We start from the raw sequence: 21,309 nt of genomic DNA, 5'->3' as shown, positions 1-21,309 counted from the left end.
AACATGACGGATTCCGTGCATAAGGAAATGTGGGAAAAGCTGGACCTGGACCTAAGCGCGCACGATGCGCTGCTCGAAGTGCTCGGCAAATTTTACGGCGATATTTTCCTTTCTCAGGAAGGACGGCTCAAGGGCGCTGAATATCTCGATTTCGTATTATCCGAGGTACACGGCCTGCGCATCAAGGAACTGCAGGATGCCAAGGCGCAGGGCCGCAAGGTCATCGGTTCGTTCTGCGTGTTTGTCCCCGAGGAAATTTCCCTGGCCGCCGATGCCATCCACGTCGGGCTGTGTGCCGGTGCCGATGCCGGGACCGAACTGGCCGAGCAGTTGGTGCCGCGCAATACCTGTGCCCTGATCAAATCCTTCATCGGCTTCAAGATGGCCCGTCTGTGTCCCTACCTTGAGTCCAGCGACATGATCGTGGGCGAGACCACCTGCGACGGCAAGAAAAAGGCCTACGAAGCATTCAACGAGATCGCCCCCACCTACGTCATGGAAGTGCCGCAGACCAAGAGCAAGGCTGCCCGTGACCTATGGCGGACCGAGATCGTCCGCTACATGCACGCCGTGGAGGAACTGACCGGCAAGACCATCACCGCCGAAAAGCTTAAGGAGGGTATCCGTGTCCTCAACGCCCGGCGCAAGGCCCTGCAACGGCTGACCGCCCTGCGCGCGGCCGACCCGGCGCCCATCTCCGGCCGCGACTCCCTGTTGGTCAACCAAATCAGCTTCTACGACGATCCGGTCCGGTTCACAGCCAAGATCAACGAGCTGTGCGACGAACTGGAGGCGCGCATCGCCAAGGGCGAGGGCGTAGCCCCCAAGAAGGCTCCCCGCCTGCTTATTTCCGGCTGTCCCATGGCCGTGCCCAACTGGAAGCTGCCTTTCGTGATCGAAAGCACCGGCGCGGTCATCGTAGGCGAGGAATCCTGCATCGGCACCCGCAGCTCGCGCGATCTGGTGGACGAAACCCCGGATACCCTGGACGGTCTGCTTGACGCCCTGGCCGATCGCTACATGAAAATCGACTGTGCCTGCTTCACGCCCAATACGGAGCGGCTGGACAACATCACCAACCTGGCCAAGCAGGTCAACGCGGACGGCGTGATCCACTACAGCCTCCTCTTCTGCCAGCCTTACACCCATGAGGCGCTGAAAGTGGACAAGCGGATGACGGCGGAAGGTCTGCCCATGCTCTCCATCGAGACGGATTACTCCATGGAGGATGTGGAACAGCTCAAGACCCGCGTCGAGGCCTTTGTGGAGACCCTTGGATGATCCTCGGACTCGACATTGGTTCGCGTTCCATAGAGCTGGTCGGGGTGGAGGACGGAGCCGTGACCCTTTCGCGGCGGCTGCCAACTACATTCGACCCGCTCGCACAATGTTCCAACTTGCTGGATGGGTTGCATCCTTCCTCCTTGGTCGGGACCGGTTACGGACGCAATCTCATCCAGCGTTTGGGGCTGGGCTGCCCGATCTCGACCATCACCGAGATCAAGGCCCATGCCCTGGGCGCGGCGCACCACTTCCCGGAAGCGTGTACCGTGCTCGATATCGGCGGTCAGGACACCAAGGCCATGTCCATCAAGAACGGCCGGGTGCTCAAGTTTGAAATGAACGACCGTTGCGCCGCAGGGACCGGCAAGTTTCTGGAGTACACCGCCGGCGTCTTTCAGATTCCGGTGGAGGAGTTCGGCGAGTATGCCCTGAAAGGGGACAACCCGCCGGAAATCAGCTCCATCTGCACGGTCTTTGCCGAGACCGAGGCCACCTCGCTCATGGCACGCGGGGAAAAGCCCGAGTCCATCGCGCTGGGGCTGCACAAGGCCATCGTCAAGCGCACGGTTAACATGCTGAATAGGGTGCGCCTCACCTTTCCGCTGGTTTTCAGCGGCGGTGTGGCGAATAACCCGTGTGTGCGCAATCTGCTCTCCGAAGCCACCGGTGGCGTGGTCGGCAGCGACATTCTCATTCCGGACGTGCCTGATATGGTCGGGGCGCTGGGAGCGGCCCTTCATGGAGCCTCGGGCTGATAGTTTTAGATTGGATTTCGCCATCCCCTCAGAAGCGGTCGTGAAAGTTCATCTTTCAAGGCTGTTTTCTTTTTTTGTTGGCACGGTTGGAGGAGAAAACAGAAGCGGAAGAGAAAGGCAAAATATAGAAGTTGAGCCGCCTCCGGCGGGATTCACTTTAGAGTGTTTCGCACCCTCAAGGTGCGAGTTACTTTTTGACCAAGGCGCCAAAAAGTAACCAAAAACCGCCTTTGGTGTGCCACTCCTGTCGCCCCGGTGACGGGGCAAGAATCTGATCCAAACGGCCTGCGCTCCCGCGTCCCAAGGCGGGAAGCAAAAAAAGCCGGGCCGCGAAGATTCGCTCCGGCCGTTTGGTCAGCTTCTAAGCCGCGTCCCCGCAGGGCTGAGATAAGGGGAACTTGTCTTTATGTCGTAGCGGCAAGCAGGAGCCTGAGCATTCGCAAAAGAAGTCTCCAAAGACAACCGTCTGGTCCCGAAAGGCGTTGCTGTTAATTCGCTGATACCAGCCCTGTGTTTCGGCGGTTAGCAGCCGACCAAGCGGGTAAGGCGGCTCCCGTCAGCCACCCGGTAGGTTGGTGGCAGCCTCGCTCTATTCGTGGAGAAACGTCACTATACTTTTCAAAGGATGGAGCCGTCCCGCTTGGATCGGATGCTTCCGGCGTAACACGCAGGCGGCAAGGCTACTCGCAAGGGCCTTTTTCCTACTTTTTGGCCCAGCAAAAAGTAGCGCCGCCCGCGCAGGGCAATGGAGGGCTTTTGAAGCCGCAGGCTTCAAGCCCGGCTCTCTGCTTCTGGAAAATCAAAGATAAAAACATAAGAGAAATACAAAGTTGGAGCCGCTTCCAGCGGGATTTATATCAGAGTGTTTCGCACCCTAAAGGTGCGACTTACTTTTGGACCAGAGCGCCCAAAAGTAAGCAAAAAGCGCTCTCGGGGTGCCATGCCCATCGCCCCGGTGACGGGCAAAGAATCTGATCCAAACGGCCTGCGCTCCCGCGTCCCAAGGCGGGAAGCAAAAAAAGCCGGGCCGCGAAGATTCGCTCCGGCCGTTTGGTCAGCTTCTAAGCCGCGTCCCCGCAGGGCTGAGATAAGGGGAACTTGTCTTTATGTCGTAGCGGCAAGCAGGAGCCTGAGCATTCGCAAAAGAAGTCTCCGAGGACAACCGTCCGGTCTCGGAAAGCGTAACAATTAATTCGCTGAGGCCAGCCCTGTGTTTCGACGGTTAGCAGCCGACCAAGCGGGTAAGGCGGCTCCCGTAAGCCACCCGGTAGGTTGGTGGCAGCCTCGCTCTATTCGTGGAGAAACGTCACTATACTTTTCAAAGGATGGAGCCGTCCCGCTTGGATCGGATGCTTCCGGCGTAACACGCAGGCGGCAAGGCTACTCGCAAGGGCCTTTTTCCTACTTTTTGGCCCAGCAAAAAGTAGCGCCGCCCGCGCAGGGCAATGGAGGGCTTTTGAAGCCACAGGCTTCAAACCCGGCTCTCAGCTTTTGGAAAATCAAAGATAAAAACATAAGAGAAATACAAAGTTGGAGCCGCTTCCAGCGGGATTTATATCAGAGTGTTTCGCACCCTAAAGGTGCGACTTACTTTTGGACCAGAGCGCCCAAAAGTAAGCAAAAAGCGCTCTCGGGGTGCCATGCCCATCGCCCCGGTGACGGGCAAAGAATCTGATCCAAACGGCCTGCGCTCCCGCGTCCCAAGGCGGGAAGCAAAAAAAGCCGGGCCGCGAAGATTCGCTCCGGCCGTTTGGTCAGCTTCTAAGCCGCGTCCCCGCAGGGCTGAGATAAGGGGAACTTGTCTTTATGTCGTAGCGGCAAGCAGGAGCCTGAGCATTCGCAAAAGAAGTCTCCGAGGACAACCGTCCGGTCTCGGAAAGCGTAACAATTAATTCGCTGAGGCCAGCCCTGTGTTTCGACGGTTAGCAGCCGACCAAGCGGGTAAGGCGGCTCCCGTAAGCCACCCGGACGGATGGGGCAGCCTCGATCTGTTCGCGGAGAAACGTCACTATACTTTTCAAAGGATGGAGCCGTCCCGCTTGGATCGGATGCTTCCGGCGAAACACGCAGGCGGCCAAGCTACTCGCAGGGGCCTTTTTCCTACTTTTTGGCCCAGCAAAAAGTAGCGCCGCCCGCGCAGGGCATGGAGGGAACTTTGAAGCCGAACGGCTTCAAACCCGGCTCTCTGCCTTTCCCCATACGGAGTATTAAACAGAAACCATCCCCTCCCGCCGATGGCGGAAGGCGCAAGCCCCCACCCTCGTCTACAATCCTTTTTTCGGGTCGAAATCCTGCCCCAGCGCAGCTGGCGATTCAATCGGCCAGCTGCCGGAAAGCTTGCCAAGGAATGGATGCCGACGCACCAAGTCCTGGACCCAGCCGACCCGGCCGAGATTTACGGCCAACAGCGTCAAGATCATCATGGGGAACGGGGCCACCTGGAAGACCGGGGCCGGAATGGAGGGGAAAATCTCCTGCAAATAGATGCCGGAAACCTGCAACGCGGCAAAGAAGAATGCGCCTAGCGCCGCGCGAACAGGGTGCCAGCCGCCGAAAATGACGATGGCCAGCGCTATCCAGCCCGCGCCTTCGCACCCTTGGGGACGGCCCCAGCCGGGCTTGACGGCAAGGGAATAGGCGGCTCCGGCCATTCCGACCAGCGCGCCGCCTGCCAGACAGTAGGCAAAACGCGTCAGCCTGACACGGATGCCGCGTCCGAAAGCCGCGCGCGGGGATTCACCCACGGCGCGCAACCTCATGCCACCCTCGGTGCGGTACATCCACCACCAGCACAGGGCGATGGCGCCCAGCCCAAGATAGATGACCGGCGAGGCATTGGCGAGGATCGGGCCGAGGAAGGGGACGCCTTTCAGGCCGGGGATGGTCCACAGGCCGAGGTCCGGGCCGGGCTGCCGGGAATAGTTGTGGCCCAGGAAGTAGGCAAGGTCGCGGCAGAGCAGGGTGAGGATGAAGCCGATGGCGAGCTGGGACTGGCCCAGATAGATGCCGATGATGCCGAGTACACCCGCAGTGGCAGCGCCCACGCAGGCACCGCCGATGACGCCGAGCCAGGGGCTGCCTGTGATGGAGGCAACGGCAAAAGCGGCCATTGCCGAGAGCAGGATGGCTCCGTCCAGGGAAAGGTTGATGATGCCCGCCTTCTCGGTGAGGGTCTCGCCCAGGGTAGCCAGCACCAGGGGCGCGCCCGCCATGAGAACGGCGGCAACGGTCAGGGCAAAGGTTTCCATTATGCTTCCTCCCTGCGTTTTTTCAGCCAGAGCCGGATGCCCTGGACGATGAACACCGAGAGGACCATCACGCCCTGGATGACACCGGAGAGCGAGGAATCCAGGCCGAGCTGCAACGGGAGCTGGATGGACCCCACATTGAGCACGGCGAAGAACAGACAGATGAGTGGTACCAGCCCGAGGCGGAAGGATGCCATCATTCCCACCAGCAAGCCGGTGTAGCCATAGCTGCTGGAGATGGAGGGCAGCAGTCGGTGATAGACCGCCAGCACCTGTGTGGCTCCGGCCAGTCCGGCCATGGCACCGCAGAGCATGAAGGCCTGGAGCAGACGGCGGCGCGGTCCAAGGGCAAAGAGGGTGGCCGCCTTGGGGTTTTCGCCCACGGCGCGGAGCTTGAGGCCCCAGCCGGTGTGATGCAGGAGTATGGCCGCCAGAATGAGGGCAGCGGCGGCCAGCCCGAGGCCGACCCAGGTGACGGACATGCTGCCGACTTTGGTCAGCCACAGCGAGATGTCCAGCGGTTCGGTGCCGGACATGGAGGCGATGCCGGGGCGTTTCCACGGGCCGAAGATGAGCCAGAGGATGATGCCCAGGGCCACGAAGTTGAGGCCCAGCCCGGAAAAGATTTCGTGCACGCGGCCGAAGACGCGCAGCAGGCCGGAAAGCAATGCCCAGAGCGCACCGCCCAGTGCCGCGGCCGCAAGGGCCAGAATGATCTGCCCGGTGCCGCCGCCGTCAAAGGGACGCAGGGCGGCGGTGCAGAAGATGGCACCCATGATGACCTGTCCTTCCACGCCGATGTTCCACAGCCGGGCGGTGAAGGGGATGAGCAGGCCGACGGAGCAGAGGGTGAGCGGCACCCAGACCGACAGTACCTGTCCGAATTTGGACAGGGAGCCGAGTCCGCCCTGGAAGAGGATGGCAATGGTCTTGAACGGCGGCGCACCCGTGGGCAGGGCGACCAGCACGGTCAGAAGCAGGGCCAGCACCACGGCGGCGGCGAACCAGCCTATCTGTTTGAGCAGGGATTCGCGGCTCATTGGCGGCCTCCGGTGCCGAGGATTTCCTCGGGCGGTTTGCCCGCCATGAGCGCGCCGATGGTCTCCATGTTGGCCTGTTCGCGGTCCACCACGGCGGCCAGCTTGCGGTCATAGAAAACGGCAACCCGATGGCTGTGCTCCAGCACTTCCTCCAGGTCGGGCGAGAAATAGATCAGGGTTGCGCCGTGCTCGCACCGTTCCTTCAGATGATTCCATACCTGACGGGCCGAACCGGCGTCCAAGCCGCGCGTGGGGTGTTCCATGAGCATGAGCGTGGCGTTGTCCGGGATGAGCGAGAGCAGCAGGCGCTGCTGGTTGCCGCCGGAGAGTTCGCTGGCGTGGGTGTCGGGGTGGGCGCGCAGGTTGAAGCGGTCCACACATTGTTCGTCGTAGAATTTCTGCCGGTCCCGGTTTTGTTCCGGAAAGGCGAGGGTGATGTGTTCCATGAGGTTCAGTGCCGGAAACAGGGCGAGTTGCAACCGGTCCGCCGGGACGAACTGCACACCGGCCCGGCGCAGGGTCTTGAAGTCGTTGGAGCCGTATGCGTGGCCGTCCAGAATCAGTTTGCCGCCGGGCATACGGTCCAGGCCGCACAGGCCGCGCAGAAAGAGTTCCTGGCCCGATCCGTCCAGCCCTGCCAGACCGATACACTCGCCGGGACGGGCGGTAAAATCGAGTTGATCCATGGAGTATTTCGGACCTGCGAAGAGGACGTCATCCAGAACCAGCCGGGGCGGTTTGGTCTCGTCGATCCTGGGCAGAGGGGCGACTTCGCCATTGGCGGCCTCGCCGAACATGCGGTTTACGAGGTCCCGCTCGTCGTAGGGCGGGGTCAGGGTGCTGACCAGCTGGCCCTGGCGCATGACGAAGATGGCGTCGGCCATTTCCAGCGCTTCGGAGAGCTTGTGCGTGACGATGACCACGGTGTGGTTTTCCTCGCGCGCCAGCTGGATGAGCAGATTGAAAAGGTCACGCTTCTGCTCCGGGGTGATGCCCGTGGTGGGCTCGTCCAGGATGAGCGTGGTGGCGCCCAGGTCGAGGAGGCGGAGCAGTTCCAGCAGCTGACGCTCGCCCACAGTGAGGGACGAGACAGGCTCGTCGGGCAGGAAACAGGCGTCCAGCCGGTAGGAGAGCTCGCCGATGACGTCCACCACCTCGCGCTTGGTGCGGTGAGGCGCGCCGAGCTGGAAATTTTCCCAGACAGGCATGGCCGGAAAGTCCAGCGGGTCCTGGTAGAGCATACCCACACCATGCTGCCGCGCCAGGGCGGGAGTGAGGTGGGTCAGGGATTCGCCGTCGATCTCTATGCTGCCGGATGTGGGGCGGGTGTGGCCCGCCAGAATGCGCATGAGCGTGGACTTGCCTGCGCCGTTTTCACCGACCAGGGCATAGATGCGGCCGGGTTCGAGGGTGAGGCTGATGCCGTCATTGGCCCGAACCCGGCCGTAATGTTTATGTATATCGTTTAGGACGATCATTTATTTGGGGCTGGAGAGTCCTTCCATGCCTTCGAGCAGCTGCGGCATGTACCAGATCTGCTTGTCGGTAGCGGTCTCGCCGTCCTTGAGGAAGACGGAACCGTCCTGGTAGTTGAGGGGGCCCTTGAACAGGTTGACCTCGCCGGTGCCCAGCTTGGCCACGAACTCGTCCAGGGCCTTCTTGACGTCGGCGGACATGCCTTCGCCGGGCATGAAGCCAACGGGAGACTTGTCGTGGTCGTTGATGTCGGCCCAGTAGGGGGCTTCCCACTCAAAGGAGGACTTGTAGGTACCGGCCTTCACTTCCTGGGCGACCTTCAGGAGCATCGGACCCCAGTTGAAGTAGGGCACGCCCACGCAGACGCCGCCCTGGCCCTCGCAGGCCTTCTCGTAGTCGTAGGGCAGGGCCCAGACGTTCTTGCCCGCATCGCGGCGCTGCTGGGCCACGGTGACGACTTCGGGGGTGTCGATGCCGGAGAGGACCACGTCGCAGCCGCTGTCATAGAGGGAACCGGCCATCTGGGTCGGGTCGGCGGTAACGCCGGGGATGTTGAACCAGAAACCGATCCACTTGACGCTGAAGGTCAGATCCTTGGCATCCTTGCCGCGCACCTGGGTCCAGGCGTAGCGCGCGCCCAGGTAGGCGGAGACGATGAGGCGGCGGGTCTCGGCGTTGATGAGCGGGCCGACGATACCGATCTTGCCGGTCTGGGTGGTCATGCCCGCGGAGAATCCGGCCATCATCTTGGGGTAGATCATGCGGGCGAAGACGTTGCCCAGGTTCTTGGGCCCCTTGCCGGTCAGCGCCGCATCGCCGGAAGCGTGGATGAAAATCGTATCCGGGTGCTGGGCGGCGGCTTCCAGGATACCGTCGGTCATGTCGTCGCTACCCGCTACGATGAAGTCGGCACCCTTGGAGAGCAGATCGTCCACCACTTGGGGAATGGTCAGGCCGGGACGGTCGGCAGGGTTGACCTTGTCAAGGTAGATGAGCTTGCCGCCCATCTTGTTCTCAACGTATTTGCCGCCCTCGTACTGAGCCTGGCTGTAACCCTTGTCATTGTAGGGGCCGACCAGGATAAGACCCATGGTCAGGGGCTTGGCGTCGGCTTTTGCCTCGGTGGCAGCGGGAGCAGGGGCTTCGGTCTTGGCCGGAGCCTTGTCCTCGGCTTTCTTCTCGGGTTCGGAAGCGCAGCCCAGGGCGAAGAGCAGGGACAGGCACAGGGCCAGCGCCGCCATCATGCGAAATGTCTTCATCCTCATCCTCCGGTGTGCCGATGCCCGCAGGGGCGGGACGGCGGTTTCTGCGGCCGAAACCGGGCCGCGACGGCGGGACCCGGGGCAAGCCCGGAACCCGAAAAAAAAGGTATTGAATCAGATACGCCGCCGGTGTCAACCGCTTGTGTCCGGTGCCGCGGCGTATTCGGTCCCCCGTCCGGCCGTGCCGGACCGGATTTTCATTTATCACGGAGTGCCGCATCCCTCTACTATAAAAAGAAGGGGTGTCCGGATGCGCGGCGTTGCCGCAACCTACTTGACCGTTTATTCCGGATGTATTAGGTAGGAGGTTCGTCAACACGATGTGACACTGTTGCAGGGGCGCGGTCCTTGATTTTTTGATAACCGCGCCATCTGCTCTTTTTTTTATTCTGTTTCACGTGCGAGGTAGACACTATGGAACGCATACCCATCTCCAAGCAGGGATTCGAAAAAATCAAGAATGAACTTGAGGAACTCAAGGCGCAACGTCCGGCCATCATCCAGGCCATCAAGGAAGCGCGGGAGGAGGGCGATCTCTCCGAGAACGCCGGGTACGATGCCGCCCGCGAGCGTCAGGGCATGTTGGAGGCACGCATCACCTACATCAACTCCCACATGCCGCTTTTCGACGTGCTCGATCTGGACACGCTGGGGGGCGAACGTGCCATCTTCGGTGCAACCGTAGAGGTTGAGGATATCGATACCGGAGATACCCGGACCTTTACTCTGCTCGGACCGGATGACGCCAATCACAAGAAAGGCTCCATCTCCGTGCTTTCCCCCATGGGCAAGGCCGTGCTCGGCAAGGAAGAGGGCGACGAAGTTATTGTGGACGCACCCCGGGGCAAGATCGAATACGAGATCGTTTCCGTGAAATTCCTCGGCTCCGCCGCGGTTGATTTCGACTGATTTCACTTGTCCTATATTCTTAAAGAAGTGTATATTGGCCTCGCCGCCTCCGGGTGGCGAGGTCTTTTATGATGCTTGAATACATTAAACTGCAAGGCGACTTCGACAAACGGACATCCTGCGAAGCCCAATGCCGGGTTTGTGGGAGAAAACACGCTCTCCCCCTGGGGCCCTCGCTGCCGGAAGCCTACCGTCTGATCAAGAGCCTGCTCCATACCGGGCGGGTGGACTATGACGCGCCCGAAGACCGGGCCGATCCCAGACTCTCCACAGCACCGCTTTTCGGCGAAGCTCGCGGCCAGATGTTCGGCGTGCTCGTCTGTCGGGACAAGCAGGGAAGAACCGGTGTGCTCAAGGCCTTCTCCGGCCAGATGAACGGAGTATGGCAGGTGCCGGGCTGGGTGCCGCCCCTGGTCGATACCCGGCAGATGGCGGCCATGAGCTGGGGGCCGGAGAAGCTTATTAAGAAGTATGGAAGCCGCATCGCCTCCCTGCCCGTGGACTCCCCGGAGCGGAACAAGCTTATCGAACGGCGTCGGGGGCTTTCCCGGGCACTGACAAAGGATATTCACGCGCTGTATCTCCTCCCGAATTTCAGGCGTCAGCTCAAGCCGATGGTGGAAGTCGTAGGTCCGGACCGGGGCATTCCCACAGGCACGGGCGACTGCTGCGCGCCAAAGCTCATCGGCTATGCCGCCCGTTACGGACTGGTGCCCCTCGGCATTTCGGAGTTCTATCTCGGCCGCGAAAATCGGTCCAAGACCCGGATAAACGGGGCCGTATACCCCGCATGCAGCAGCAAATGCGGACTTATTCTCGGTCATATGCTCTGTGGCCTGGAGGACCTGTGACCTCGGCCGACAACGATCTGACCATCCTTTTTTCCGACGACCATCTGGTGGTGGTGGACAAGCCGTCCGGACTGCTCTCCGTACCCGGCAAGGGAGAGGCGAACCAGGATTGCGTGGTTTCCCGCGTGCGTTCCCTTTTCCCCGAATGTATTGAACAGCCTTCTGTGCATCGGCTGGATCAGGATACCTCCGGGTTGCTGCTGCTCGCGCTGACGACTTCTGCGCATCGCAATCTTTCCAAGCAGTTCATGGACAGGCTGGTGGGCAAGCGGTATGTCGCATTGCTGGAAGGCGTGCTGGGCGAGACGGGCGGGGTGGTTGAACTCAAGTTCCGTCTGGACCCGGATGACCGGCCCCGCCAGGTTTACGATCCGGTCAACGGCAAGCGTGGCTTGACCCGCTGGCGCCGCCTTGGAGTGGAGGGCGGATTGACGCGCGTGGAGTTCATGCCTCAGACCGGGCGGACCCATCAGCTCCGGCTGCACTCCGCCCATGAAAAAGGACTCGGCTGCCCCATTGTGGGCGATCGTCTGTACGGTTCAGGTACTGGGCCTGGTCAACTGAAGCTTCATGCCTCTCTTCTCCGTTTTCGGCATCCCGCCACGGGACGCCCCATGGAGTTTGCCTCAACGCCCCCTTTTTGATTTGATTTTCCTTTTGGCATTTTGTTGATTTTGTCGTCCTGAAATACGCTTTTTGTCGACGGCATGTTCCGAATTTGTCTATTTTCTTCGTATTGGCAGTTGGAAATTCTTCTGGACTGCCCTATGATTCACCGGACAGCGCTTTTTGCTGTTCCCAATAATGTCATTGTTTTATTCAGCTTATACAGCTGATTGTGAATATTACGAAAAAAAATTGCAAAATTGGCACGCCGAAGGGAGGAAAAAGCGGACTCAAACTACAATTTCGTATGATTTTTGAGGGTTCAGAAAAAGGTCAAACCTGCAATTCGTTGAAATAAAAGTATTTTTTATATTTGGCATGGACCTTGGTATAAGTGCTGAGACAACAAGGGCCAGGCTATCCCAGGTCCGGGTTGAGCCGGAAAATCCATTTTGCCCGCAAGGAGAATTTTAATGAGCGGATACCAGACGCGTCAGACCGCCATCGCCGCGGTGACCAATTACACCCCGAATGTCAAACCCCTGAATTTTGCCGAGACCAAGCCTACGGATGTCTTCGGTTCCAATGTCTTCAGCGACAAGGTCATGAGGGACATGCTGCCCAAGGAGATTTACAAATCTCTGATGAAGACCAAGAAGTCCGGGGAAAAACTCGATCCCTCGATCGCCGGTCCCGTTGCCGCAGCCATGAAGGAGTGGGCCATTTCCAAAGGTGCCACCCACTACACCCACGTGTTCTACCCCATGACCGGCCTGACCGCCGAAAAGCACGACAGCTTCCTGAACCCCGCCGGTGACGGTGAGGCCATTGCCGAGTTCGAGGGCAAGCTGCTGATCCAGGGTGAGCCTGATGCTTCCTCCTTCCCGTCCGGCGGCCTGCGCGCGACCTTCGAAGCCCGCGGCTACACCGCCTGGGACGTGACCAACCCGGCCTACATCCTGGAGAACCCCAACGGTACCTTCCTGTGCATCCCCACCGCGTTCGTTTCCTGGAAAGGACACGCGCTGGACAAAAAGACCCCGCTGCTGCGCGCCAATCAGGCCCTGAACAAGGCCGGCCGCCGTCTGCTGGCTCTCTTCGGCACCGACGATGGCTCCATGGTCGTCTCCAACGCCGGTCCCGAGCAGGAGTACTTCCTGGTCGATCGTAATTTCTACTTCGCCCGCCCGGACCTGATGGTCTGCGGACGCACGCTGTTCGGTGCCAAGCCCGCCAAGGGCCAGGAGCTGGACGACCATTACTTCGGCGCCATTCCCCGCCGCGTGCTGGCCTTCATGATGGAAGTCGAGCGCGAGCTGTACAAGCTGGGCGTGCCGGTCAAGACCCGTCACAACGAGGTTGCTCCCGGCCAGTTCGAGATCGCTCCGGTCTACGAGCAGTCCAATCTGGCCACCGACCACAACCAGATGGTCATGACCACCCTGCGCAGCGTTGCCAAACGTTACGGCATGGCCTGCCTGCTGCACGAAAAGCCGTTTGCCAACATCAACGGTTCCGGCAAGCACCTGAACTACTCCATCTCCACCAGCACGCAGGGCTCCCTGTACTCCCCGGGTGCCACCCCGCACGAGAACATGCAGTTCCTGGCCATCACCGCCGCCACCATCCGTGCGGTCGAGAAGTACGGCAAGCTGCTGCGCGCCGCCGTTGCCAGCGCCGGTAACGACCACCGCCTGGGCGCCAACGAGGCCCCGCCGGCCATCATCTCCATCTTCCTGGGTGAAGAGCTGGCCGAAATCTTCAACCAGATCGAGCTGGGCGACCTCAAGGGCTGCAAGGCCAAGGGCTGCCTGGAGCTGGGTGTCGACACCCTGCCCGCTCTGCCCATGGATTCCGGCGACCGTAACCGTACTTCCCCGTTCGCCTTCACCGGCAACCGCTTCGAGTTCCGCGCCGTGGGTTCCAACCAGTCCATCGCCGGTGCCCAGGTTGTCCTGAACACCATCCTGTCCGAGTCCCTGGACTTCGTCACCGACGAGATCGAGAAGATCACCAAGGGCGATGCCTCCAAGCTGAGCGCCGCCTGCCAGAAGGTCCTCCAGGGCATCATGAAGAAGCACGGCCACGTCATCTTCAACGGTGACGGTTACGCCGACGCATGGCAGAAGGAAGCCGCCAAGCGCGGTCTGCCCAACCTGAAGTCCACTCCGGACGCCCTGCCGGCTTTGACCGACAAGGACGTTGTGGATGTCTACGCCAAGTACGGCGTCCTCTCCAGGGATGAGCTGCACGCCCGTCAGGAAATTGCCTACGAGCAGTACAATCAGCTGATCCTCACCGAGTCCCTGCTGGTGGAAAAGATCGCCAAGACGATCATCATGCCCGCCGCCGTCCGTTACCAGGGCGAGCTGGCCGGTGTGGCCGCCAACCTGAAGGCTGCCGGTGTCACCGGCGGTACCCCGGGTCTCAAGGAAGTCACCGCCCTGATCGGCAAGCTGGAAAAGGCCATTGTGGCCCTGGACAAGCTGATGGCCAAGGACGACTTCAAGACCATGGCTGACGAGGCTGAGTACAAGCAGAGCAAGATTCTGCCCGCCATGCTGACCGTCCGCGAAGTGGCCGACGAGATGGAGGGTCTGGTTGCCGACGATATGTGGCCCCTGCCCACTTACCAGGAAATGCTCTTCATCAAGTAGTTCCCGGTTTATTCCGAAATATGGAAAGGCCCGCCTCGGCGGGCCTTTCTTTTTGTCCTGAGTCTGATTCCGCACCGGAACCGTTTCTGCTATGTTGTCGGTGAACCTGTTATGGAGCATGTCATGAAGCGAACCGTTCTGACTTTTCTTATTCTGCTAACGCTGCTTGCCACCCCGGCGGTGGCGTTCAAACTGACTGTCCTGCATGTCAACGACACCCACTCCTATCTGGCCGGGACCAACGATGCGATTTCGGTTAATGGTGAGGAAAACCGCGCGACTCTCGGCGGCTGGCCGCAACTTGCGGCACAGGTGCGGAAGGTCCGCCGATCCGTGCCGAACGTGGCCTTGCTCCATGCGGGAGATGTGGTTCAGGGTGGACTCTATTTCATGAAGTTTGGCGGCAGGCCGGAAATGGAGTTGCTGGACCGACTCGGGTTCGATGCCATGACCCTCGGCAACCATGAGTTCGACAAGGGGGCGGAACTGCTGTCCGGGATGCTGGAATACACCGATGTCCCGGTGCTGGGCGCCAATGTCGAAACTCCGGGTGTGCCTTGCCTGGCCGAGCGCATCAAGCCGTACGTCATCCTGGGTTATGGCGGCGAGCGGGTCGGCGTCATCGGACTGACCACGCCGGATACCGCGTTCATATCCAGCCCCGGACCGGGCGTGTCTTTTGACGATGCGGCGGCTACCGCACGAAAATATGTGGCGGAGCTTACGAAACAGGGGGTCAACAAGATCATCCTGCTCACGCATGTGGGGTATGCGGAGGACCAACAACTGGCAGCCGAGGTCCACGGTGTGGACGTTATTGTCGGCGGCCATTCGCATACACTTCTCGGCGAGCACGGCCAATCTTATTTCGGCGTGGTCGGGCTGCACGCCTCGGGACCGTATCCCACCGTGGTCAAGGGTGCGGACGGCAACCCCGTCTATGTGGTCACGGCCTGGGAGTGGAGCCGGGTGCTCGGCAGGCTGGACCTCACCTTTGACCGGGAGGGGAGGGTGACCTCGGCGGTGCCCAGGCCGCTGCTCCTGGTCGATGCCGGAACGCTCGTCCGCAAGAAGGACGGCAAGTGGAAGGCTCTGGAGCAGAAGGAGAATAAGGCTGCCATACGTTGGATGGATGAACACCCTCCGGTTGCATCCGTGGGGCCGGACAAAGCTATAGCCGCCTACCTCGCGCCATTTACCGCCGGGCTGGAAGCCTTGCGCCGGGAGGTTATCGGCAAGGCATCGGCTGCCTTGACGCACACGCGGGTGCCCGGTGTTTCCGATTCCGGCATCAGCTTGCCCCATGGCAGTTTGCTGGCTCCGCTGGTTGCCAGGTCCATGCTCGCCCGACTGGCGCGTACGGGCAGGCCTGCGGATATGGCGCTGATAAACGGTGGCGGGGTCCGAGAGTCCATTCCCCAGGGCGATATCTCCGTCGGAACCATCTATTCGGTACTGCCTTTCAACAATTCCCTTGTTGTGTTGTCCCTCAAGGGGAAAACGATTTGTGATGCACTGGAATATGGCGTGACCCGTGGCGGCGGCGCTTTCCCGTATGTGGCGAACGCCCGGTACACGGCGGACATGAATCGCCCGGAAGGGAACCGCATCACGCAACTGGATATCCGGCAAAACGGGGCGTGGGGGGCGCTCAATCCGGACCGAAACTATCGGGTGGTGACCAACGCCTATCTGGCCGGAGGCGGCGACGGATACACCATGTTTAAAGGGGAGGCCGGACATGAGGACACCGGGTTTGTGGATGCCCAGGCATTTATGGATTACGTCAAGGCCAGCTCGCCGCTGGCACCGCCCAAGGAGATGGACGTGACCTACATTCCGGCGCGGTAGCCGACGCGGGATTGTTTTTCGGGACGGAGGTCTTATCTCTATGGGAGGAGGTTCCGGTCCAACCCGCCGGAAAGCTGCCCATGACCGCCATTCCGTTCGACAACACCTATGCCCGTCTGCCGGAGCAATTCTACGAGCGCATTGATCCCGTGCCGGTGCTTGCGCCCCGGCTCATTCGCCTGAACCTTGCCCTGGCCGACCGGCTCGGACTGCGGTTCCCGGAGGATGAGGCGGTTCTGGCAGATATGTTCTCCGGCAACAAGCCGATTGAGGGCGCGGAACCATTGGCGCAGGCCTATGCCGGGCATCAGTTCGGCCATTTTGTGCCCCAGCTGGGCGATGGCCGGGCCGTGCTGCTGGGTGAGGTGGGCGCGCCGGACGGCCAGCGGTTCGATATTCAGCTCAAGGGATCAGGCCGGACACGATTTTCGCGCGGAGGCGACGGCCGTTCGCCCTTGGGACCGGTCATCCGCGAATATGTGGTAAGCGAGGCCATGCACGCACTGGGTATTCCCAGTTCACGTGCTCTGGCCATGGTCGCCACGGGTGAGACCGTGCATCGGGAAAACGAGCTGCCCGGTGGTGTGCTGACGCGGGTGGCGGCCAGCCATATTCGGGTGGGCACCTTTGAATATTTCGCGGCCAGGGGCGATACTGCCTCGCTGCGACTGCTGGCGGATTACGTCATTGACCGCCACTATCCGGTGTGCCGGGATGCGGCCGATCCCTATGCCGAGCTGTTTCGGCAGATTGCCGACCGGGTGGCCGGACTGGTGGCGCAGTGGATGGGCGTTGGATTCATCCACGGCGTGATGAACACGGACAACACCTCGGTTGCCGGGGAAACCATCGACTTCGGCCCCTGTGCCTTCATGGATGTGTATTCGCCCTCCACGGTCTTCAGCTCCATCGACGGGCAGGGGCGCTATGCCTATGAAAATCAGTCCGCCATTGCCCAGTGGAACCTGTCCAGCCTGGGCGGCTGTCTGGCTCCGCTCATGGCCAACGGAGCGGAAGGGGAGGCCGGTCGCGAGACCGCCGAGGCAGTGCTGGCCGAATTCCCGGCTATCTTCGCCCGGCATCTTCATAAGACCATGTCCCGCAAGATCGGCATTGAAAACGGCAACGCGGCCGACTACGCCGTTGTCCGGGACCTGTTGCGCCGTTTGCACGAGCAGGAGGTGGATTTCACCGTCGCCTTTCGGGAACTGGCCCGCTGGCGGCAGGACGGGGCATCCTTCCTTGCGCTTTTCACCGAGGCTGCGGAAATGCCCGACTGGGTCGGATTCTGGCGCGCTCATCTGGGCGGGCTGGGCATCGACTTCGAGGACGCCCTCATAGCCATGCGTGCCGCCAACCCCGCGCGTATCCCCCGCAATCACCGCCTGGAGCAGGCCATCCGGGCCGCCGAAGACCATGGCGACTTCGCCCCCGCACACCAACTCATCAAGGCACTTTCCGCTCCCTACGAGGACCTCCCCGAATTCACTGAATACGAAATCCCACCTGAACCGAGCGAAGTAGTCCACCGCACCTTCTGCGGCACCTAACAATTCGTCCTTTCTTACAGCTCTCTTCCTCCCTCCCCCCGCGAAGCGGCACCAAAAAGTTTTGGAAGGGAGATAGGATGGGGGTCTGGGGGAAGGGAAGAGGGGAACCTTTTCCAAAAGGTTCCCCTCTTCCCTTCCCCCAGCCGCCGGAGGCCGCCTTTACTCCACCGGTTCCACTTCCACCCGGTTGCAGTGGAAGGCGCAGGTTTCACCCATGTCGGTGAGGCGCTGGCTGGTGAGCTGGTTGGCCCCGCCGCCGGGAGTGAGGGAGGGCCAGCGGAGTCCTTCGATGACGAGCAGGTCCGGGCGGGTGTCCTCGGTGACTTCGGCCTGGAGGCGGCATTCGCCCCGGTCGTTGAATACGCGGACCGGATCGCCCTGGTTGATGCTCCGGGCCGCTGCGGTCTCCGGGTGTATCTTGACTGTGGCCGGTCCGATTTTTTCGCGCAGCTCGGCCACCTCGTTGAAGGCGGAGTTGAGCAGCAGCCGGTGGGGCGGGGTGATGCACTCCAGCGGATAGCGCACGCCGTCCGGGTCGCGCACCGGCGTGCCGTCCGGCAGCGGGTCGAGGCCCTTCGCGGCCATGGTCTCGGAATAGAATTCCACCTTGCCGGAGGGCGTGCCGAAACCCTGCGCATAGGGCGAGGCCGGGATGTTCAGCCGTACCGGATATCCTTCGCGCAGCCGGTCGAGGTCGATACCCTGCATGGCGGGCGCGTCCTTGTTGTCGGCAATGAGCTGTTCCATAAGCTCCGGCTGGGTCATGGAAAAGATTGCATCGTCAAAGCCGAGACGTTTTGCGAGGGACTGGAAAATGTCCAGGGTCGGTCGGCACTGGCCCACAGGTTCGATGACCGGCTCGGCGGCCTGGATGTAGTTGTGGCCGTATGCCTTATAGATGTCCCCCACTTCCATGAAGGTGGCGCCAGGCAGAATGATGTCCGCGTACTTGGCCGTATCGGTCATGTACAGTTCCTGCACCACGGTGAAGAGGTCCTCGCGCGCCATGCCCCGGAGTACCCGGCGGGACTGGGGCGCCACGGCTGCGGGGTTGGAAAGGTAGACGTACAGGAGTTTGACCGGCGGATCGTCCAGCCGGGTCAGGGCGTCGCCCAGCTCGACCATGTTGATCTCGCGGGTCCCGGCCGGACGCAGATCGGGCAGGGTCAGGGAGGTCAGGTTGGAGATACCGCCGCCCACGCTGCGGGAAAAGCCGCCGCCCGGTTTTTCGAATGCGCCGACCAGGGCCGGGAGCAGGCTGATGGTGCGTGTGGCCATGGCTCCGGCCAGTTGGCGCGCGGGGCCCATGCCGCCCCGGATGAAGGGGGCCTTGGCCGTGCCGTATTGCCGGGCCAGATTCACTATCTGCTCAGGCTCCACGCCGCAGAGGCGGGCCGCTGATTCCGGCGGATACTCGGCCACCCGCTCCTTGAGTTGGTCGAACCCCACGGTCATGCGTTTGATGTAGTCGCGGTCGATCAAATCCTCGGAGATAAGGACGTGCATCATGGCCAGGGCGAGGGCCGCGTCTGAACCGGGGCGGAGCATGATGTGCTCGTCGGCAGCCTGTGCCGTCTGGTTGCGGTAGGGGTCGATGACCACGAGTTTCGCACCGTTCTTGCGGGCGGCCTGGAAGAAGGGCCAGGCGTGCACGTTGGTGGTGCGGGTGTTGCTGCCCCAGATGATGATGAAGTCGGAGTCGATTGTTCCTTCCAGGTCCGCGCCCGGTCCGGTGCCGAGACTGACCCGAAGTCCGGCCGTGGCCGCTGCCGCACAGATGGTGTATTTGAGCGAACTGGCTCCCAGCCGGTTGAAAAAGGCATGGCCGGAGTGGCGGTGAACGATGCCCATGTGCCCGGCGTAGGAATAGGGGAGAATGGCCTCTGGTCCGAACTCGTCGGCCACGGCGCGCATGTGTTCGGCTATTTCGTCCAACGCCTCGTCCCAGGTGATGGGCGCGAACTGGCCGCTCCCCTTCACCCCGGTGCGCTTTAGCGGGACGGTCAGCCTGTCGGGCGAATGTACATGGGCCGGAAAGGTCGCTCCCTTGCGGCAGATGAACCCTTTGGTGAAGGGATGTTCCGGGTCGCCCTTGACCGCCACGACGCGGCCGTTTTCAACTTTGGCCAGAAGGCCGCAGGTATCCGGGCAGTCCTTGGTGCAGACTGTGCGTTTCCACATGGTCGTCTCCTTGCGGGATTGACGGCACAGGGGCCGGTGAAAGAAATTAGTCCGTAGCGGTGTGCCGGACTCCCTCGCAGTATGTTTCCACAATATCAATGGCGGCAATGGTTTCGGGTGCCATCAGGAAGGGGTCTTCGGCCAGCACAACCATATCGGCGGCCTTGCCCGGTTCGATGGAACCTCGTTCGTCTTCCTCGAATCCCGCATAGGCCGCGTCCGAGGTGAACAGGCGGATTGCCTCCTCCGGTGTGAGCCGTTCGGACTCGACGGGGTGGAGCACCGCAGCCTGGATGCCGGTGAGCGGGGTGTACGGAGTAATGGGGCAGTCCGAACCGCCGCACATGTGTATGCCCTTGTTGAGCATGGTTCGGTAGGGATGGATGCGCTGCATGCGCTCCTTGCCGAAACGGGAGACATAGTCGTCCCAATCCACCAGGAAGGGAAAGAAGGAGGGTTGCATGGCCGCGATGATGCCCGCCCGGGCCATGCGGTCCAGCTGGTCCATGGTCGGAATTTCGCAGTGTTCGATGCGGTGGCGGTGATTTTCGCGGGGCATGGCCGCGAGCGCTCGCTCCATGGAAGTCAGCACCTGTTCGATGGCACCGTCGGTCTCGCAATGCACTGCCACCTGAAGGTTTGCCTTGTGGGCGGCCATGATGAAGTCGTCCATCTGCTCCTGGGTGTAGTTCAGCGCGCCGTAGTTTTCGGGATCGTCGCTGTACGGTTCCAGCAGGGCGGCGGTGCGGGCGGACATGGCTCCATCCGCGCAGATGCAGCCGCCGATGCGCGGCAGGCCGAGGGAGAGGGTCTCCGGGATATCCATGACCTGATTCCAGATCACGGCGTTGACGGGCAGGGTCGCTTTGTTTTTGACCACCACCGGGGTGTCGCCTGGGCCGAAGTCGCCGCCCTCCAGGCAGTGCAGGGTGGTGATGCCCTGGCGGATGGCCGCGCGGCAGGCGGCGCGGAACCGCTCCAGCTTCACCTCGTCCGGGGTAAGGCGGCTGACAGTGGGAAAGACGTGGGTGAGGGTGCCGGGGTCGCGGATCACACCCGTGGGGCGGCCGTCCTTGAGGTCCATGCCGGGCAGGTTGGGCGGCAGGTCGAGGATCTCAAGCGCCTTGGAATTGAGCACACAGAGATGCCAGGAGGCGTGGACGAGCATGGCCGGGCGGTCCGGGCAGGCCGCGTCGATGTCCTCACGCAGGGGGAGGCGCCGTTCCTTCAGGTCCAGCTCGTTGAGGACGCAGCCGAGGACCCAGTGGTCTGCATCGCCGTTGGCATATCCCTCGGCCACGATGGCGCGGATGTCGCTCATGTCCGCCGCCTTGCTCAGGTCCAGGCCGCCCAGCACCTGCGCGGTCAGCCCGAGGTGCTGATGGGTGTCGATGAAGCCGGGGAGCATGGTCCTGCCTTGCAGGTCGCGCACGGGCCAGCCCGCATCTATCTGTGCGGAGACGGCGTCCGGGCCGCCCACGGCCACGATGCGGCCGTCCTCCATGGCAAGGGAGGAGAACCGGGTGTTCCCGCCGTCCAGCGAGTACCCGTTGACATTGACGAAACAGCAGCGATTTGGAGTAGGCATGACCCATTTTTCCCGCTTTTCGCCGGGGGCGTCAATCTTTGATTTTGGCTC

Annotated in this window: 14 protein-coding genes; 8 read left to right on the top strand and 6 right to left on the bottom strand. The window is 61.6% G+C overall.

The genetic code is table 11. The features are described from left to right. The first annotated feature begins 3 nt into the window (after window positions 1–3). Together ACI0FG_RS13860 and ACI0FG_RS13855 are read left to right on the top strand one after the other, a co-directional pair. Window positions 4–1,281, top strand: coding sequence for a double-cubane-cluster-containing anaerobic reductase (locus tag ACI0FG_RS13860; RefSeq protein ID WP_419785592.1), 1,278 nt, complete (start codon window positions 4–6; stop codon window positions 1,279–1,281). Continuing rightward, window positions 1,278–2,039, top strand: a complete 762-nt coding sequence (locus tag ACI0FG_RS13855; protein ID WP_419785591.1) for an acyl-CoA dehydratase activase — start codon at window positions 1,278–1,280, stop codon at window positions 2,037–2,039. The genes ACI0FG_RS13860 and ACI0FG_RS13855 overlap by 4 nt, the downstream gene beginning before the upstream one ends. Window positions 2,040–4,303: 2,264 nt before the next feature. Here ACI0FG_RS13855 and ACI0FG_RS13850 read toward each other — a convergent pair. Genes ACI0FG_RS13850 through ACI0FG_RS13835 form a run of 4 tightly spaced genes read right to left on the bottom strand, consistent with a single transcriptional unit; the run spans window position 4,304 to window position 9,062 of the window. Beyond that, the gene (locus tag ACI0FG_RS13850) at window positions 4,304–5,287 is read right to left on the bottom strand and encodes an ABC transporter permease (protein ID WP_419785590.1); all 984 of its coding nucleotides are present in this window, start codon (window positions 5,285–5,287) and stop codon (window positions 4,304–4,306) included. Next, on the bottom strand, window positions 5,287–6,327 hold the full coding sequence (locus ACI0FG_RS13845) for an ABC transporter permease (protein ID WP_419785589.1): 1,041 nt from the start codon (window positions 6,325–6,327) through the stop codon (window positions 5,287–5,289). Before ACI0FG_RS13845 ends, ACI0FG_RS13850 begins: the two co-directional genes overlap by 1 nt. Next, window positions 6,324–7,805 carry an ATP-binding cassette domain-containing protein gene (locus ACI0FG_RS13840; RefSeq protein ID WP_419785588.1) on the bottom strand — a complete coding sequence of 494 codons (1,482 nt, stop codon included), beginning with the start codon at window positions 7,803–7,805 and terminating at the stop codon, window positions 6,324–6,326. Before ACI0FG_RS13840 ends, ACI0FG_RS13845 begins: the two co-directional genes overlap by 4 nt. Beyond that, window positions 7,806–9,062: a BMP family lipoprotein gene (locus tag ACI0FG_RS13835; RefSeq protein ID WP_419785587.1), complete on the bottom strand. Its 1,257-nt coding sequence runs from the start codon at window positions 9,060–9,062 to the stop codon at window positions 7,806–7,808. Between the two features lie 417 nt (window positions 9,063–9,479). Between ACI0FG_RS13835 and greA the strand changes: the two genes are divergently transcribed. From greA to ACI0FG_RS13805, 6 genes are all read left to right on the top strand, one after another. After that, on the top strand, window positions 9,480–9,974 hold the full coding sequence (greA, locus tag ACI0FG_RS13830; RefSeq protein ID WP_419785586.1) for a transcription elongation factor GreA: 495 nt from the start codon (window positions 9,480–9,482) through the stop codon (window positions 9,972–9,974). Window positions 9,975–10,042: 68 nt separating this feature from the next. Then, window positions 10,043–10,825 carry a hypothetical protein gene (locus ACI0FG_RS13825; protein WP_419785585.1) on the top strand — a complete coding sequence of 261 codons (783 nt, stop codon included), beginning with the start codon at window positions 10,043–10,045 and terminating at the stop codon, window positions 10,823–10,825. Then, a complete protein-coding gene (locus tag ACI0FG_RS13820; protein ID WP_419785584.1) occupies window positions 10,822–11,469 on the top strand; it encodes an RluA family pseudouridine synthase in 648 nt (215 codons plus the stop codon). The genes ACI0FG_RS13825 and ACI0FG_RS13820 overlap by 4 nt, the downstream gene beginning before the upstream one ends. Window positions 11,470–11,904: 435 nt before the next feature. Next, complete coding sequence (locus tag ACI0FG_RS13815; RefSeq protein WP_419785583.1) at window positions 11,905–14,088, top strand: glutamine synthetase III; 2,184 nt, start codon at window positions 11,905–11,907, stop codon at window positions 14,086–14,088. A gap of 123 nt (window positions 14,089–14,211) precedes the next feature. Next, on the top strand, window positions 14,212–15,939 hold the full coding sequence (locus ACI0FG_RS13810) for a bifunctional metallophosphatase/5'-nucleotidase (RefSeq protein ID WP_419785582.1): 1,728 nt from the start codon (window positions 14,212–14,214) through the stop codon (window positions 15,937–15,939). Between the two features lie 80 nt (window positions 15,940–16,019). Then, entirely contained in the window at window positions 16,020–17,489 is a 1,470-nt protein-coding gene (locus tag ACI0FG_RS13805) for a protein adenylyltransferase SelO (protein WP_419785581.1), read from the top strand. 159 nt (window positions 17,490–17,648) lie between these two features. On the opposite strand, the gene ACI0FG_RS13800 is transcribed toward ACI0FG_RS13805, so the two are convergent. Further along, on the bottom strand, window positions 17,649–19,670 hold the full coding sequence (locus ACI0FG_RS13800) for a molybdopterin-containing oxidoreductase family protein (protein WP_419785580.1): 2,022 nt from the start codon (window positions 19,668–19,670) through the stop codon (window positions 17,649–17,651). A gap of 46 nt (window positions 19,671–19,716) precedes the next feature. Next, window positions 19,717–21,258 (bottom strand): amidohydrolase, encoded by a 1,542-nt coding sequence (locus ACI0FG_RS13795; RefSeq protein WP_419785579.1) that lies wholly within the window; start codon window positions 21,256–21,258, stop codon window positions 19,717–19,719. Window positions 21,259–21,309 lie beyond the last annotated feature (51 nt).

Source organism: Pseudodesulfovibrio sp. 7M6, from assembly GCF_050058625.1.
GTDB classification, from domain to species: domain Bacteria; phylum Desulfobacterota; class Desulfovibrionia; order Desulfovibrionales; family Desulfovibrionaceae; genus Pseudodesulfovibrio; species Pseudodesulfovibrio salinus.
This window is presented reverse-complemented; position numbering and strand designations above follow the sequence as displayed.